The organism is Xanthomonas sp. XNM01, assembly GCF_014851915.1.
Classification (GTDB): domain Bacteria; phylum Pseudomonadota; class Gammaproteobacteria; order Xanthomonadales; family Xanthomonadaceae; genus Pseudoxanthomonas.
The window spans coordinates 545,155-560,025 of record NZ_JACVAP010000003.1 but is presented as its reverse complement, the minus strand read 5'-3'; the positions used below and the strand labels follow the sequence as shown (position 1 = coordinate 560,025).

Here is a 14,871-nt window from a genome sequence, read left to right as displayed (position 1 = left end):
GCAAAGAAAAGTAACCAAAAGAAAGCACAGCCGGACGCGATCCGATCCGGTGAAGCCGGATCGGTGCCCTGCGCGTCTCGCGCCGGTGGGGTCGGCCCACAACTCGCTGCGCTCAGACACGTGGGCCTCTTTGCCCCCACCGCCACTGCGATGCTCGGCTCGCTTTACGGCGGGGGGAGGTCGAAGGCGGAGAAGCCACGGCAACAGGAAAACGGCTGTTTTTGCTCTGGCTTCTGCTCCTGCTCTGGACTTTCATGCGCCTTAGAGCACGCCGAGCATCGCAGGCGATGGGGGCCGGAGAGGCGCCCTTGTCTGAGCGAAGCGAGTTTGGGCGCCGTGCCCCGATCGGCGAGAAGCGCAGGGCACCGGTGCGGAGCACCGGCGAGCGTCGGCGCCTGCGGTTTTGGTTACTTTTGCCAAGACAAAAGTAACCCGCACGACAGTGCGGAAGCTGTTGCTGTCAAGCTGTTGCCGCGACTGTCGCGGGTTGTTGTCGGACAACAGCGAGAGCAACAGCGGGAGCTTTCGCTCTCCCGCTGCGCGGGCGGGAGCGAGTCACTTTTCTTTGCTTGTGCAAAGAAAAGTAACCAAAAGAAAGCACAGCCGGACGCGATCCGACCGGCGTCGCCGGTCGATTCCCTGCGCTTCTCGGACGACAGGGGACGCTGCCCAAACTCGCTGCGCTCGGACAAGGGCAGCTCTGCGCCCCTGCCGTCCTGCGATGCTCGGCTCGCTTTACGGCGGGGGGAAGTCAACGGCGAGAATCCAGAGCAACAGCAACAGCAACAGCAACGGCAGAAGAGCGGCTGTCGCTCCGTAGCGACATCGCTGCGCGGCCTGCTGGCGGCCGCCCTGTTGATCGGCGCCCCCGCCATCGCCCTGGCCGCCGGCGACACCCCACTGCTGCACCCGCTGTTCCAGGACCACGCGGTCCTGCAGCGCGATGCGCCGATTCCGGTCTGGGGCCAGGCGGCGCCGGGGGAACGGGTGGAGGCCCGTTTCGATGGGCGCCGTGTCCACGCGCGGGCCGATGCCGATGGGCACTGGGCGCTGCAGCTGCCGGCGCGGCCGGCGGGCGGGCCGTATGCGCTCGAGGTGCGCGCCGGGGACCGGACGCAGCGGGTCGTCGATCTGCTGGTCGGCGATGTGTGGCTGTGTTCGGGTCAGTCCAACATGGAACTGCAGGTGCATCGCACGCTGGATGCGCGGGCCGAGATCGCCGGGGCAGACAATCCGCGGATCCGTCTGCTGACTGTGCCGCAGACCGCAGCGGTGCAGCCGCAGGAACGCTTCGGCGCCGACGTGCAGTGGAAGCCGGTGAACCCGGAGTCGGTGCGCGAGTTCTCGGCGGCCTGCTACTACTTCGCACGCGAGCTGCAGAAGCAGGTCGACGTGCCGATGGGGCTGATCAACGCGGCCTGGGGCGGTTCGCGCATCCAGGCCTGGACCAGCGCGCAGGCGCTGGCGCAGGGCGGCGGCTACGCGGCCGAACTGGAGGTCCTGCAGCGCTATGCCGGCGACCAGGTCGGCGCGCTCGGCGACTGGGGCGGGCTGTGGCAGCGCTGGTGGTCGGGGCGGGCCGGCATCGCCGCCGGCGATACGCCGTGGCAGGCCGATGGCACGCCTGTCGACGGCGCGACAGCCGTCGAGGCCTGGCGCGATGCGCCGGCGCAGCTCGGTGCCTGGGAGCGCTGGGGCGTGCCGGAACTGGCGGCGTTCGACGGGATGGTCTGGTACCGGACCACGGTCGAGCTGACCGACGCGCAGGCCGCACAGGGGGCGACCCTGGCGCTTGGTCCGGCCGACGAGGTCGACATGACCTGGGTGAACGGGCGCGCGGTCGGCAGCACCTACGGCGCCGGCAGCGGCCGTGAATACCGTCTGCCGCCGGGCCTGCTGCGGGCCGGCCGCAACAGCGTGGTGGTCAACGTACTCGATACCTACCGCGACGGTGGACTGGCCGGGCCGGCGACGCTGCACGCGCTGCACTTCGCCGATGGCTCCAGCGCGCCGCTGGACGCGGGCTGGCGCTACCGGGTGGTACCCAATGCGGTCGGTTCGCCGCCGCGCGCGCCGTGGCAGTCGGCGGCGGGGCTGTCCACGCTCTACAACGGCATGATCGCGCCGCTCGGCCGCTACGGCCTGCGCGGTGCGCTGTGGTACCAGGGCGAATCCAACACCTTCGAGGCCGCACGCTACGCCGACCTGCTGCGTGGGCTGCGTGCCGACTGGCGGTCCCGTTTCGGCGAGCGCCTGCCGTTCCTGGTGGTGCAGCTGGCCAACTACGGCATGCCGACCACCCGGCCGGCCGAGAGCGACTGGGCCGCGCTGCGCGAGGTGCAGCGGCAGGTCGCCGCCGAGGATCCGCGCGGCGGGCTGGCGGTGGCCATCGACATCGGCGACCGCTACGACATCCACCCGACCAACAAGCAGGAGCTGGGACGACGCGTGGCCCGGCTCGCGCGCCACGTGGTGTACGGCGAGGCTCTGCCCGCCTCCGGTCCGGTGCCGCGCTCGGCCACGCGCGCCGACGATGGCGTGGTCCTGGACTTCGCGGACGTGACCGACGGGCTGCGCGCCTACGGCGCCGATGGCCCGATCGGCTTCGAGCTGTGTGGCGCGGCGGCCGGTTCCTGCCGCTACGCCGGCGCCGAGGTCTGGGGGCAGCGGGTCACGCTGCGCGGCCCCACCGCGCATGCGGCCACCCGCGTTCGCTACTGCTGGGGCGACGGCCCCGTCTGCACCCTGTTCGACGGCGCCGGCCTGCCCGCCGGTCCGTTCGAGATCGCCCTTCCATCGCCACATCCGGACGACCACGCACGATGAGCACGCACGCACCTACCGAAACCACCACCCACGGCTCCAACCGCGACCGCGAGATCGTCGAGGCCAAGGTCATCGTGACCTGCCCGGGCCGCAACTTCGTCACCCTGAAGATCGTCACCCGCAGCGGCGTGTACGGCATCGGCGACGCGACCCTCAACGGCCGCGAGCTGGCGGTGGCGTCCTACCTGCAGGACCACGTGGTGCCCAACCTGATCGGCCGCGATGCGGGCCGGATCGAGGACATGTGGCAGTTCCTGCACCGCGGCGCGTACTGGCGCCGTGGCCCGGTAACGATGACCGCGATCGCCGCGGTCGACGTCGCCCTGTGGGACATCCTCGGCAAGATGGCCGGCCTGCCGGTCTACCAGCTGCTCGGCGGCCGCTCGCGCGAGGGCGCACTGGTCTACGGCCACGCCAACGGCCGCGACATCGCCGAGGCCAGCGACGCGGTCGGCCGCTTCATCGAGCAGGGCTTCCTGGCGGTGCGCGCGCAGTGCGGCGTGCCCGGCGTGAAGAAGACCTACGGCGTGTCCAACGCCAAGGGCTACGAGCCGGCCGAGAGCGAGCTGCCGGCCGAGACGGTGTGGAACACGCCGCGCTACCTGGAGATCGCGCCGAAGCTGTTCGAGCAGCTGCGTGCCGACCACGGGCCGAACGTCGAGCTGCTGCACGACGTGCATCACCGGCTGACGCCGATCGAGGCGGCACGCCTGGCCCGCGACCTGGAGCCGTATCGTCTGTTCTGGCTGGAGGACTCGACCCCGGCCGAGAACCAGGTCTCGTTCGAGCTGATCCGCAAGCACTCGGTCACCGCGCTGGCGGTGGGCGAAGTGTTCAACTCGATCTGGGACTGCAAGCACCTGATCGAGAAGCAGCTGATCGACTACATCCGCACCACCATCGTCCACGGTGGCGGCATCACCCATGTGCGCCGGCTGGCCGACTTCGCCGCGCTCTACCAGGTGCGCACCGGCTTCCACGGCGCCACCGACCTGTCGCCGGTGACGATGGGCGCGGCGCTGCACTTCGACACCTGGGTGCCGAACTTCGGCATCCAGGAATACATGTTCCACACCGACGAGACCGACGCGGTGTTCCCGCACGATTACGTGCTGCGCAACGGGCGGCTGTACGTCGGCGACACGCCGGGGCATGGCGTGGACATCGACGAGGCGCTGGCGGCGAAGTATCCGTATGCGCCGAAGCAGCTGCCGATCGCGCGTCTGGAAGACGGGGCGATGTGGGACTGGTGAGGAAGATGGCTCGACGAGCCGGGTGATCCGAAGGAGGAGTGGGACATGTGCGAGTGTGCGGTCTGCGATTCTGGTGTGGGCGGTTGCCGTGACCAAAGCGAAGGCAAGGGCAACAGCTTCCGCGCTGGTGCGCGGCTTACTTTTGTCTTGTCAAAAGTAAGCAAAACCGCCGTCGCCGGACGCGTGCCGATGTGGCCGCGCCCCATCGGTTCCCTGTGCTCCTCGCCAGGAACGGCACGGCGCCCAAACCCGCTGCGCTCAGACATGGGCGCCTCTTCGGCCGTTCCCGGCTGCGGTGCTCGGCACGCTTTACGGCTCGCAGGGTCAAGATCCATGGCAAACGCAAACGCAAACGCAAACGCAAACGCAAACGCAAACGCAAACGCAAACGCAACGACAGGATCGACTGCCGGGTCGAAGGCGGGACTGCACGCGGTTGGATCGCGTACGGGGTCGGGGTGGTTGCGGCCGGTGATGGCCACCGCGCTGCTGGCGGCGCTGAGCCTGCAGGCGGCGGTGGCTGCGCCGGCGTCCGCGACGGCGCCGGTCGCTGCTGCTTCGCCCGGGCAGGCGGCGCCGCCGGTGTTCTTCGACTGGTTCGAGTACACCGGGCGCGACAAGGCGTTCGAGGCGCCGGTGCCGGACGGACACTTCCGCAATCCGATCCTGGCCGGGTTCCATTCGGACCCGAGCATCGTCGCGGCGCGCGGGAAGTTCTACCTGGTCCATTCCACGTTCACGTTCTTCCCCGGCATCCCGGTGTTCGAGAGCGAGGATCTGGTCCACTGGAAGCAGGTCGGCAATGCGATCCATCGGCCGGAACAGCTGGATTTCGATGGGCTGCGGGTGTCGCGTGGCGTGTTCGCGCCGGCGATCGAGTACCACGACGGCACGTTCTACGTGGTCAACACCTCGGTCGATGCGGGCGGCAACTTCATCGTCACCGCCACCGACCCCGCCGGGCCGTGGTCGGATCCGGCCTGGCTGCCGGGCATCGGCGGCATCGATCCGTCGCTGTTCTTCGACGACGACGGCAGGGCCTACATCCTCAACAACGACGCACCGGCGGTGCCGGTCCGGTACGACGGCCACCGCGCGATCTGGCTGCAGGAGATCGACATCGCCACGAAGACGCCGTTCGGTCCGCGCAAGGTGCTGATCGACGGCGGGGTGAAGCCGGAGGAAAACCCGATCTGGATCGAGGGCCCGCACCTCTACAAGGTGGATGGCTGGTACTACCTCAACAATGCCGAGGGCGGCACCTCGGTCAACCACTCGCAGGTGATCCTGCGCAGCCGCAACGTGTGGGGGCCGTACGAACCCTACGCGGACAATCCGATCCTGACCCAGCGCGATCTGGACCCGAAGCGGCCATTGCCGGTCACCAACGCCGGCCACGCCGACCTGGTGCAGGGCCCGGACGGCAGCTGGTGGGCGGTGTTCCTGGCCAGCCGCAACTACGACGTCAGCCAGTACAACACCGGGCGCGAGACCTTCCTGCTGCCGGTGACCTGGACCGATGGCTGGCCGGTGATCCTGCCGCACGGGGAGCCCATCCCCTACGTCCTGCCGGCGCCGTCCTTCATGCAGCGCCCGGCCGACCAGGCACCGCTGACGGGCAACTTCACCTGGCGCGACGAGTTCGATGCGGACACGCCGGGCCTGGAGTGGATGTCCGTGCGCGTGCCGAAGCAGCCGTGGGCCGACCTCGCCACGCGGCCCGGACAGCTGGCGATCCATCCGTTGCCCGAGCGCCTGGACACGCTGCGCAACCCGTCGTTCCTGGCACGGCGCCAGCAGCACCTGGTGTTCGAGGCCAGCACCGCGCTCACGCTGCCGGCCAGTGGCGTGGCCGCGGGCATGGCGGCGTTCCAGGGCGACACGCACTGGTACTTCCTCGGCGTACGCCGCAGCGGCGACGGAATCGAAGTGTTCCTGGAAAAGAAGGCCGGCGAGGGCGAGCCGCAGGTCGTCGCGCGCACGACCGCGCGCATAGGCACCGACGCACTGCGGCTGAAGGTCGCCGGCGACGAGGGCCGGTACGGCTTCGCGTTCGACGGCGGCGACGGCAAGGGCTGGCAGTGGCTGGCGCGCGATGTCGACGGCACCGTGCTGAGCACCGAGGTGGCCGGCGGCTTCGTCGGCGCTACGCTTGGACCACATGCGCGCGACGAACGCGCACGATGAGCCGGCACGCCTGATCGACGGCGCGCCACACGCACGCGACACAGCAAGGGAGAACAGCGGATGCACACGATGCGGGCGCCGGTACGGCGCGACACCAGGGCGGCAGCGACCACGGCGCGGCCGCGTCCATGGCGGCTGGCAGGAGCGGTATCCGCGCTGCTGCTGGCGATCGCACCGGCGCTGCAGGCGCAGAGCAACGACGCGCGGCCCTGGCTGGACCGCAGCCGCAGCTTCGAGCAGCGCGCCACCGACCTGGTCGCGCGGATGACGCTGGAGGAGAAGGCCGCGCAGATGCAGAACGCCGCGCCGGCGATCGAACGCCTCGGCGTGCCGGCCTACGACTGGTGGAACGAGGCGCTGCACGGCGTCGCCCGTGCCGGCGGCGCGACCGTGTTCCCGCAGGCGATCGGCCTGGCGGCCAGCTTCGACACCGGCCTGATCGACGATGTCACCCTCGCCATCGGCGACGAGGCGCGTGCCAAGCATCATGCCTTCCTCGCCCAGGACAAGCGCGGCCGCTACCAGGGCCTGACCTTCTGGTCGCCGAATGTGAACATCTTCCGCGACCCGCGCTGGGGCCGCGGCCAGGAGACCTACGGCGAGGATCCGTACCTGACCTCGCGCATCGGCATCCATTTCGTGCGCGGGCTGCAGGCCGAGGATCCGGCCACCGGCTACCGCAAGCTCGATGCGATGGCCAAGCACTACGCGGTGCACAGCGGTCCGGAGGCCGACCGCCACCATTTCGACGTGCATCCCTCGCGCCGCGACCTCTACGAAACCTACCTGCCGGCGTTCGAAGCACTGGTCGAGGAGGGTGAGGCGGCCGCGGTGATGGGCGCCTACAACCGCGTGTACGGCGAGTCGGCCTCGGCCAGCCGCATGCTCGACGACATCCTCCGCAAGGACTGGGGGTTCGACGGCTACGTGGTCGCCGACTGCGCCGCGGTGCGCGACATCTACACCGAGCACAGGATCGTGGGCACTGCCGAGGCCGCGTCCGCGCTGGCGGTGACCAACGGTACCGACCTGGACTGCGGCAACACCTATGCCGCCCTGCCGGCGGCGGTGCGCGCCGGGCTGATCGACGAGGCGAAGCTGGACACCGCGCTGGTGCGGCTGATGAGCACGCGCTTCCGCCTGGGCATGTTCGACCCGCCGGCGCAGGTGCCGTGGGCGGCGATTCCGTACTCGGTGAACCAGTCGGCGGAGCACGACGCGCTCGCGCGCCGTGCGGCGCAGGCCTCGATGGTGCTGCTGAAGAACGACGGCGTGCTGCCGCTGAAGCCGGACGTGAAGCGCGTGGCCGTGGTCGGCCCGACCGCGGACGACGTGATGGCCCTGCTCGGCAACTACTACGGCACCCCGGCCGCGCCGGTCACCGTGCTGCAGGGCCTGCGCGAAGCACTGCCGCAGGCGCAGATCGTCTACGCGCGCGGCGCCGACCTGGTCGAGGGCCGCGAGGATCCGTCGGCGGCGCCGGCGATCGAGTCGCGCTACCTGCGTCCGTCGGAGGGCAGCAGCGAGCGCGGCCTGAAAGGCGAGTACTTCCGCGGCACCGACCTGGGCGGCGCGCCGGTGCTGACCCGGCTCGATCCGCAGGTGGCGATGCGCTGGGACCGCGGCGGGCCGACCGACGATCTGGTCGCCCGGGGCGAGCTGACACCGGAGCAGTCGCTGGGCGGCGACCGCTTCAGCGTGCGCTGGACCGGCCAGCTGCTGCCGCCGGTGTCCGGCCGCTACGAGCTCAACGTCGCCGCCAACGACGGGTTCCGCCTGTTCCTGGACGGCAAGCCGCTGATGGAGGATTGGACCACGGCGCCACGGCTGCGCGGGAAGAGCGTGCCGGTCGAGCTGCAGGCCGGCCGCGCCTACGATCTGCGCCTGGAGTACTTCGAGGACATCCGCGACGCCGAAGTGCGCCTGGCCTGGCGCCTGCCGGGTGCGGGCGAGCCGCTGCAGGACGCGGTCAAGGCCGCGCGCGAGGCCGATGTGGTGGTGTTCGTCGGTGGCCTGACCGGCGACGTCGAAGGCGAGGAGATGGACGTCAGCTATCCGGGCTTCGCCGGCGGCGACCGCACCGACACCCGCCTGCCCGCGACCCAGCGGGCGCTGCTGGAAGCGGTGCACGCGACCGGCACGCCGGTGGTGCTGGTGCTGACCTCGGGCTCCGCGCTGGCCATCGACTGGGCGCAGCAGCACGTGCCGGCGATCGTCCAGGCCTGGTATCCGGGCCAGCAGGGCGGCAACGCCGTCGCCGACGTGCTGCTGGGCAGGACCAATCCGGCCGGGCGCCTGCCGGTGACCTTCTACCGTGCCGATGCGGTGATGCCGGCCTTCGACGACTACACGATGGCCGGCCGCACCTACCGCTACTACGCCGACGCGCCGCTGTATCCGTTCGGCCACGGCCTGAGCTACACGCAGTTCGCGTATTCGGACCTGCGCCTGGACCGCAGCCGCGTCGGCCGCGACGGCGAGGTGGTGGCGACGGTGAAGGTCCGCAACAGCGGCCAGCGCGCCGGCGACGAGGTCGTGCAGCTGTACCTGTGCCCGCAGCAGCCGACACGCACGCGTGCGCTGAAGGAACTGCGCGGCTTCGAGCGCGTGCACCTGCAGCCGGGCGAGGAGAAGACCCTGCGCTTCGTGCTGAATCCGGCGCGCGACCTGCGCGTCTACGACGAGGCGTCCGCGGCGTATACGGTCGATCCGGGCCGCTACGAGGTCCAGATCGGCGCGTCCAGCGCCGACATCCGCGCCCGCGCCGGCTTCACCGTCGGCGCGCGCTGAGCGCTTCGGCCGTGCCGCCTCTCTCCAGGCGGCACGGCCCGGAGAAGGCGGAGCCGGCGACGCGGTGACGTCGCCGGCTCCGCTGCAGTTCTTCCTGCCTGCGCGCGCCCGCGCAGGACCGCACCGACAGGCGACGGCACGCGGTGCTCCCGTCCTGCCGATGCCGCCCATTTCCCTTTCCTCCGCGACACCCCGCCATGACCCCTGCTTCCCGCCTGTCCGACGCCACCCTGCCGCAGCTGCCGGCCACCATCGCCAGGCCCGGCTACGATCGCGCCGCGACGCGGATCGGCATCGTCCACATCGGCCCCGGCGCCTTCCATCGCGCGCACCAGGCGGCCTACATCGACGACCTGCTGGCGATCGATCCGGACTGGGCGATCTGCGGCGTGTCGCTGCGCAATCCCGACGTACGCGATGCGCTGCGTCCGCAGGACGGGCTGTACGCGCTGGCCGTGCTCGATGCGCAGCCGGCCACGCGGGTGATCGGCGCGCTGCGCGAGGTGCTGTGCGCGCGCGACGAGCAGCCCGCGGTGCTGGCGCGGCTGGCCGACCCGCAGGTGCGGCTGGTGACCCTGACCGTCACCGAGAAGGGCTACTGCCTGGGCCCGGACGGACTGGACGCCGCGCATCCGGACATCGTCCACGACCTGGCCTCGCCGCAGGCGCCGGTCAGCGCCATCGGCCATCTCGTCGCCGGGCTGGCGCTGCGCCGCGCCGCCGGCATCGCCGCCTACACCGTGCTCAGCTGCGACAACCTGCCCGACAACGGCGGGCGCCTGCGCCAGGCCACGCTGCAGTTCGCGCAGCGGCTGGATCCGGCGCTGGCCGAATGGATCGCCGCCAACGCCAGCTTCCCGCGTTCGATGGTGGACAGCATCACCCCGGCCACCGACGACGCGCTGCGGGCGAAGGTCGATGCGCAGCTCGGCCTGGCCGATGCGTGGCCGATCCAGCGCGAGGCCTACCTGCAGTGGGTGGTCGAGGACCGTTTCTGCAATGGCCGCCCGCCGCTCGAGCGCGTCGGCGTGACCCTGAGCGACGACATCGCCGGCTACGACCAGGCCAAGCTGCGCCTGCTCAACGCGCCGCATTCGGCGCTGGCCTACCTGGGCGCGCTGCTGGACATCGAGACCGTCGGCGAGGCGATGGAGACGCCGGTGCTGGCCGGCTTCGTCGAGCGGCTGATGCGTGAGCACATCGCGCCGGTGCTGGCCGCGCCGGCTGGTTTCGATCCGCAGGCCTACAGCGGCGCGATCCTGGCCCGCTTCCGCAATCCGGCGATCCGCCACCGGCTGCTGCAGATCGCCTGGGACGGTTCGCAGAAGATCCCCGTGCGCCTGCTCGGCACGATCGCCGATGCGCGTGCCGCCGGGCGGCCGATCGACGCGCTGTGCCTGCCGGTGGCGGGCTGGCTGCAGTTCGTGCGGCGGCAGGCGCGCAACGGCGTGGAGATCGTCGATCCGCTGGCCGCGCCGCTGACCGCGATCGGCCTGGCCTGCACCGGCGAGCCCGCGCACGACGTGGCCGCGTTCCTCGCGCTGGACAGCGTGTTCGGCCGGGTGTCCGGCGACGCGCAGGTCGTCGCGGCGCTGCAGGAGGCGTATGCGCGGCTGGGGCAGGGCGACCCGGCCACGGTCGCGCGTGCATTGGCGGCTGCCTGATCCCGGCGGCCCGGGTCACCGGCGCCGACCGGTGCCCGCGTCCACCGGCAGGACGACGCAGGCCACGCCCGCAGCCGGTCGGCGGGGCATCCGTGGCGGCCGCGCGATGGCGTCTCCGGGGCGCGCGTCGCCGATGACCGGGCTGGTCGCGGGTCGGCGCGGGCAGGTCTCCGGATACCGGCAGGGACGGGTGGGCACGGCGGAGGGCGCGGGTGTCGGGATGCGGGCCGAAAGACGCCAGCAGGTCGTGGCGCCCGCTTGACGCGGGCGGTACGGGGCACGCCCCAGGCTGCAGCCGGTGAAGACATGCGTCGTCCGCATGTCGCGTCGGTCAGCGGGAGCGCCATGACGCCGGTTCCAGAGTCCTTCGATGTGATCGTGATCGGCGGCGGCCATGCCGGTCTGTCCGCGGCGCTGCAGCTGGCACGCGCGCGGCGCACGGTGCTGGTGATCGACGCGGGCGAGCCGCGCAACCGCAGCGCCGCACGCTCGCATGGCTTCCTCACCCGCGACGGCGCACGTCCGCTGCAGCTGCTGCAACGGGCGCGCGCGCAGCTGCTGCGCTACCCGACCGTGCAGTGGCGGGCCGACCGGGCCGTCGATGCGCGGCGGGAACGCGCCGACCGGTTCGTGGTGGCCTGTGCGTCCGGCCATGCCGTCGCCGCGCAGCGCCTGGTGCTGGCCTACGGGGTGCGCGATGCGCTGCCGGACATCGACGGGCTCGCCGGGCGTTGGGGCCGCGGCGTGTTCCATTGCCCGTACTGCCACGGCTACGAACTCGCGCAGGGCCGCATCGGCCTGCTGTCCGACGATGCCGGGACGCAGGCGCTGCTGCTGTCCGAGTGGGGCACGGTGACCTGGTTCCTGCGCGGAGATGGCGCGATCGACGACGCACTTGCACCGCGGCTGGCCGCGCGCGGCGTGGTGCTGGAACGCACGCCGGTGGTCCGTGTGGAGGGCGATGTCGGCATCGTGCTCGCGGACGGGCGGGTGCTGGCGCTGGACGCGCTGTTCGTCTCGCCAGAGGCCGGCAGCGCCAGTCCGCTGGCCGGGCGGCTGGGCTGCAGCCACGAGAACGGCGGCTGCATCACCACCGACGCCTCCAAGCAGACCACGGTGCGTGGCGTCTTCGCCTGCGGCGACGTGGCGCGGATGGCCGGCAGCATTCCGCTGGCGGTGGGCGAGGGTGCGCTGGCCGGGGTGGCGGCGCACCGCTCGCTGCTCGGGCTGCTCGACTGAGGCCCGTCGCGCCGGCAGCAGACCAGGCGATGCAGGCGCCCGTCCGCACGACCACCCCGCGACCCCTGCCGTGTCAGGCGCCGCCGTCGTCCGCTGGCCTGCGCGCCAGCGCCAGGCGCACCGCGCGCAGGACCTCCAGCGGACGCGCCGGCTTCTCCAGCCGTGGAACGGCCAGGTAGCGCGCCGGGATCGCCGCCGCGTCGTAGCCGGTCAGGAACACGAACGGGATCCGTGCATCGTCCAGCGCCGCGGCCACACTGAAATCCGCGCCGGTGCCGAGGTTGATGTCGATCACCGCGCAGGCCGGCGGACGTTCGCGGATCGCCGTCGCCGCAACGGCGGCTTCGGAGAACGGTCCCTGCACGATCGCGCCGGCGCTCTCGAACGCGGCGGCCAGGTCGTGCGCCAGGTAGAACTCGTCCTCCATCAGCAGGACCGGGATGCCCTCCAGCCCGGCTTCGCCACGCAGGTCGATGCCGCCGCCGCTCATGTCGGTGGCCACCGGGGGCAGCGTCTCGAATGCGCTGGACCGCTCGGTCAGCGGAAACTCGATCAGCGCGGTCGCGCCGTCGCTGCCGATCTCCAGCCGGCCACGGCCGCCGAGCTCGTACGGCACCCGCTTCTCGATCAGCATGGTGCCGAAGCCCTGCCGCTCCGGTACGGCAGGGCGGGTGGCCGCGCCGCACCGTTCCTGCCAGTGCAGGCGGACCCAGGCCTGGCCGTTCTCTTCGCCGGTCTCCCAGCGCACCGCGACCCGCCCCTCGGTGCAGGCCAGCGCGCCGTACTTGAGCGCGTTGGTGGTGAGTTCGTGGATCGCCAGCGACAGCACCTCGGTCGCCTTGGGCGACAGCAGCATCGGGGGCCCGTCGATGGCGTACTGGGAGTCGCGATGCGCCTGCGCCTTCAGTTCGTCGTCGACGATGGTGCGGATGTCGACGCCGGCGTTGGCGGCGCGGGTCAGCAGCGCCTGGGTGCGCGCGAGCGAGCGCAGGCGCCCGGCCAGCAGTTCGGCGTACTCGTCCACGCTGGCGGTCGATCCGCGGCTGCGGGTCACCAGCGAGCTGATCATCGCCATGGTGTTGCGGACCCGGTGCTGCAGTTCGGCCAGCAGCACCTGCTGGTGCTCGCCGGCCAGATGCGATTCGGTGACGTCGGTGGCGATGCCGGCGATGCGGCCGACCCGGCCGTCGGCGTCGAACAGCGGAAAGTCGGTGGCCTGGATCCAGCGGAAGCCGCCGTCGTCCGGACGCCGGATCCGGAACGCATGCGAGACCGACTGCCCGGCGCGCACGCGCTCGACCGCGTCGAGCACCGCGGCGCGGTCGTCGGGCACCACCAGCGCGGCCCAGTCGCGCAGCGCCTGTCCTTCTTCGCCGGCGACGCCGTAGATGCTGTCGAAGGCCGGGCTGACGAATTCCATCCGCAGGGTGTCGGCCGAACGGATCCACAGCACGTTCAACGAGGCCGCGGCGAACTGGCGGAAGCGTTCCTCCTTGACCCGCAGCGCTTCGGACGCGCGCTTGAGTTCGTCGATGTCGACCACGATCGAGAACGCGCCGGTGACCTCGCCGTCGGTGCCGAGGATCGGTGCCGAGGTGATGCGGGTCCAGCATTCGCGTCCGTCGTCGTGGGTGAACAGGAACTCGAGGCCCGGCACCACGGTCTCGCCGCGCAGCGCGCGCGCGGTGGAGAAGTCCTCGCGCGCGATCGGCCGGCCGTCGGCATGCCAGCCGCGCCAGCGCGCCACGTTCGCGTCGTCGCGCGAGGGAATGCGGTCGCTGGGCAGGTAGGTCCGCATCATGTCGTTGGACATCACCGCCCGGCCCGACCGGTCCACCACCGCCGCGCCGACCGGCAGCAGCTTGAAGGCCAGCGCCAGACGCTGCTCGCTCGCGCGCAGTTCGGCCTCCTTCAGGTCCCGCTCGCGCGACGCCAGCTGGCCGGCGCTGGTGTCGAACATGGTCACCAGCACGCCGCCGATGGCGCCGTCGCTGCCGCGGATCGGGCTGTAGGTGATCGTGAACCAGGTGTCCTGCAGCCCGGTCGGGCGTGCCAGCGGATACAGCTTGTCGCGGTAGGTGACCGTCTCGCCCAGCAGCACGCGGTCGTAGATCGGGCCGTTGATGTGCCACACCTCCGGCCAGCAGACCGAGGTCGGCTGGCCCAGGCCGGCAGGATGCTTGTCCTGCATGATCTCGGCATAGCCGTCGTTGTAGAGCTGGATCAGCGACGGCCCCCACAGCACGATCATCGGGAAGCCATGCGCCAGCATCAGGTCGACCGAGGCGCGCAGGTGCGCCGGCCAGTCTTGCATCGGTCCGAGTCCGGTGGCGGCCCAGTCGAAGGCACGGATGCGCTCGGCCATCGGGAGCGCCCCTGCGGCGCAGTCGGGTACCGCGGTGGCGACGTCCATCGAACTTCAATCCCGGTTGCATGATCCGGCGCGTGCCGCCGACGCAGGCAGGGGCGTCGGCGGGCGCCGTGGCCATTCTATGTAGTCCGGTCGCGGTGAGAGCAGCGTTAACCCCCCCGTCGCCGGCCCGCCGCCGCGCGCGGCTGTTGCCCGCGTCGACGGCGCCTGAACCCGCGCTGCCTATACTCGCCCGGTCATCGACCAAGACCCGGGAGCATCCATGCGGTTCCTGCTGCGCATCGTCGTCGTGATCTACGGGCTGTGCTGCATCGCCGCGCTGAGCTGGCTGATGTGGCGCGGCAGCGGCTGGTTCGGCGTCTCCGATCCGCTGGCCGGTGTCTATGCGATCGCGCTGGGCATGCCGTGGACCCTGTGGCTGGACCGCGTGCCGGGCAACTTCTTCCTGGTCAAGGTCCTGGCGATCACGGTGGCGATGGCGATCAACTACAGCGTGGCCAGCCTGCTGACCCGGCGGCGCTACCGGCGCTGGTGACGCCCG

General features: G+C 71.4%; 8 protein-coding genes. 7 read left to right on the top strand and 1 reads right to left on the bottom strand.

Going from position 1 to position 14,871, the window contains the following annotated elements; all coding sequences use genetic code 11:
- The first annotated feature begins 828 nt into the window (after window positions 1-828).
- The 6 genes from IB242_RS13775 to IB242_RS13750 all read left to right on the top strand — a co-directional run bounded on the left by IB242_RS13775 (window position 829) and on the right by IB242_RS13750 (window position 11,959).
- Entirely contained in the window at window positions 829-2,826 is a 1,998-nt protein-coding gene (locus IB242_RS13775; RefSeq protein WP_192280633.1) for a sialate O-acetylesterase, read from the top strand.
- A complete protein-coding gene (manD, locus tag IB242_RS13770) occupies window positions 2,823-4,079 on the top strand; it encodes a D-mannonate dehydratase ManD (protein ID WP_192280319.1) in 1,257 nt (418 codons plus the stop codon). Before IB242_RS13775 ends, manD begins: the two co-directional genes overlap by 4 nt.
- Window positions 4,080-4,553: 474 nt before the next feature.
- On the top strand, window positions 4,554-6,266 hold the full coding sequence (locus IB242_RS13765) for a glycoside hydrolase family 43 protein (protein WP_192280316.1): 1,713 nt from the start codon (window positions 4,554-4,556) through the stop codon (window positions 6,264-6,266).
- Window positions 6,267-6,326: 60 nt separating this feature from the next.
- The gene (locus tag IB242_RS13760; RefSeq protein WP_225540575.1) at window positions 6,327-9,056 is read left to right on the top strand and encodes a beta-glucosidase; all 2,730 of its coding nucleotides are present in this window, start codon (window positions 6,327-6,329) and stop codon (window positions 9,054-9,056) included.
- A gap of 197 nt (window positions 9,057-9,253) precedes the next feature.
- Window positions 9,254-10,720 (top strand): mannitol dehydrogenase family protein, encoded by a 1,467-nt coding sequence (locus IB242_RS13755; RefSeq protein ID WP_192280313.1) that lies wholly within the window; start codon window positions 9,254-9,256, stop codon window positions 10,718-10,720.
- Between the two features lie 345 nt (window positions 10,721-11,065).
- Window positions 11,066-11,959 (top strand): NAD(P)/FAD-dependent oxidoreductase, encoded by an 894-nt coding sequence (locus IB242_RS13750; protein ID WP_192280310.1) that lies wholly within the window; start codon window positions 11,066-11,068, stop codon window positions 11,957-11,959.
- A gap of 73 nt (window positions 11,960-12,032) precedes the next feature.
- Here IB242_RS13750 and IB242_RS13745 read toward each other — a convergent pair whose 3' ends face one another.
- Window positions 12,033-14,372 carry a PAS domain-containing protein gene (locus IB242_RS13745; RefSeq protein ID WP_192280307.1) on the bottom strand — a complete coding sequence of 780 codons (2,340 nt, stop codon included), beginning with the start codon at window positions 14,370-14,372 and terminating at the stop codon, window positions 12,033-12,035.
- Window positions 14,373-14,592: 220 nt separating this feature from the next.
- Here IB242_RS13745 and IB242_RS13740 point away from each other — a divergent pair, with 220 nt between their 5' ends.
- A complete protein-coding gene (locus tag IB242_RS13740) occupies window positions 14,593-14,865 on the top strand; it encodes a hypothetical protein (RefSeq protein WP_192280287.1) in 273 nt (90 codons plus the stop codon).
- Window positions 14,866-14,871 lie beyond the last annotated feature (6 nt).

What these genes read in the sequence shown, in the direction of transcription:
- manD (WP_192280319.1), top strand. Translation starts at nt 2,823, where the DNA reads ATGAGCACGCACGCACCTACCGAAACCACCACCCACGGCTCCAACCGC.
- IB242_RS13765 (WP_192280316.1), top strand. Translation starts at nt 4,554, where the DNA reads ATGGCCACCGCGCTGCTGGCGGCGCTGAGCCTGCAGGCGGCGGTGGCT.
- IB242_RS13760 (WP_225540575.1), top strand. Translation starts at nt 6,327, where the DNA reads ATGCACACGATGCGGGCGCCGGTACGGCGCGACACCAGGGCGGCAGCG.
- IB242_RS13755 (WP_192280313.1), top strand. Translation starts at nt 9,254, where the DNA reads ATGACCCCTGCTTCCCGCCTGTCCGACGCCACCCTGCCGCAGCTGCCG.
- IB242_RS13750 (WP_192280310.1), top strand. Translation starts at nt 11,066, where the DNA reads ATGACGCCGGTTCCAGAGTCCTTCGATGTGATCGTGATCGGCGGCGGC.
- IB242_RS13745 (WP_192280307.1), bottom strand. Translation starts at nt 14,372, where the DNA reads ATGGACGTCGCCACCGCGGTACCCGACTGCGCCGCAGGGGCGCTCCCG.
- IB242_RS13740 (WP_192280287.1), top strand. Translation starts at nt 14,593, where the DNA reads ATGCGGTTCCTGCTGCGCATCGTCGTCGTGATCTACGGGCTGTGCTGC.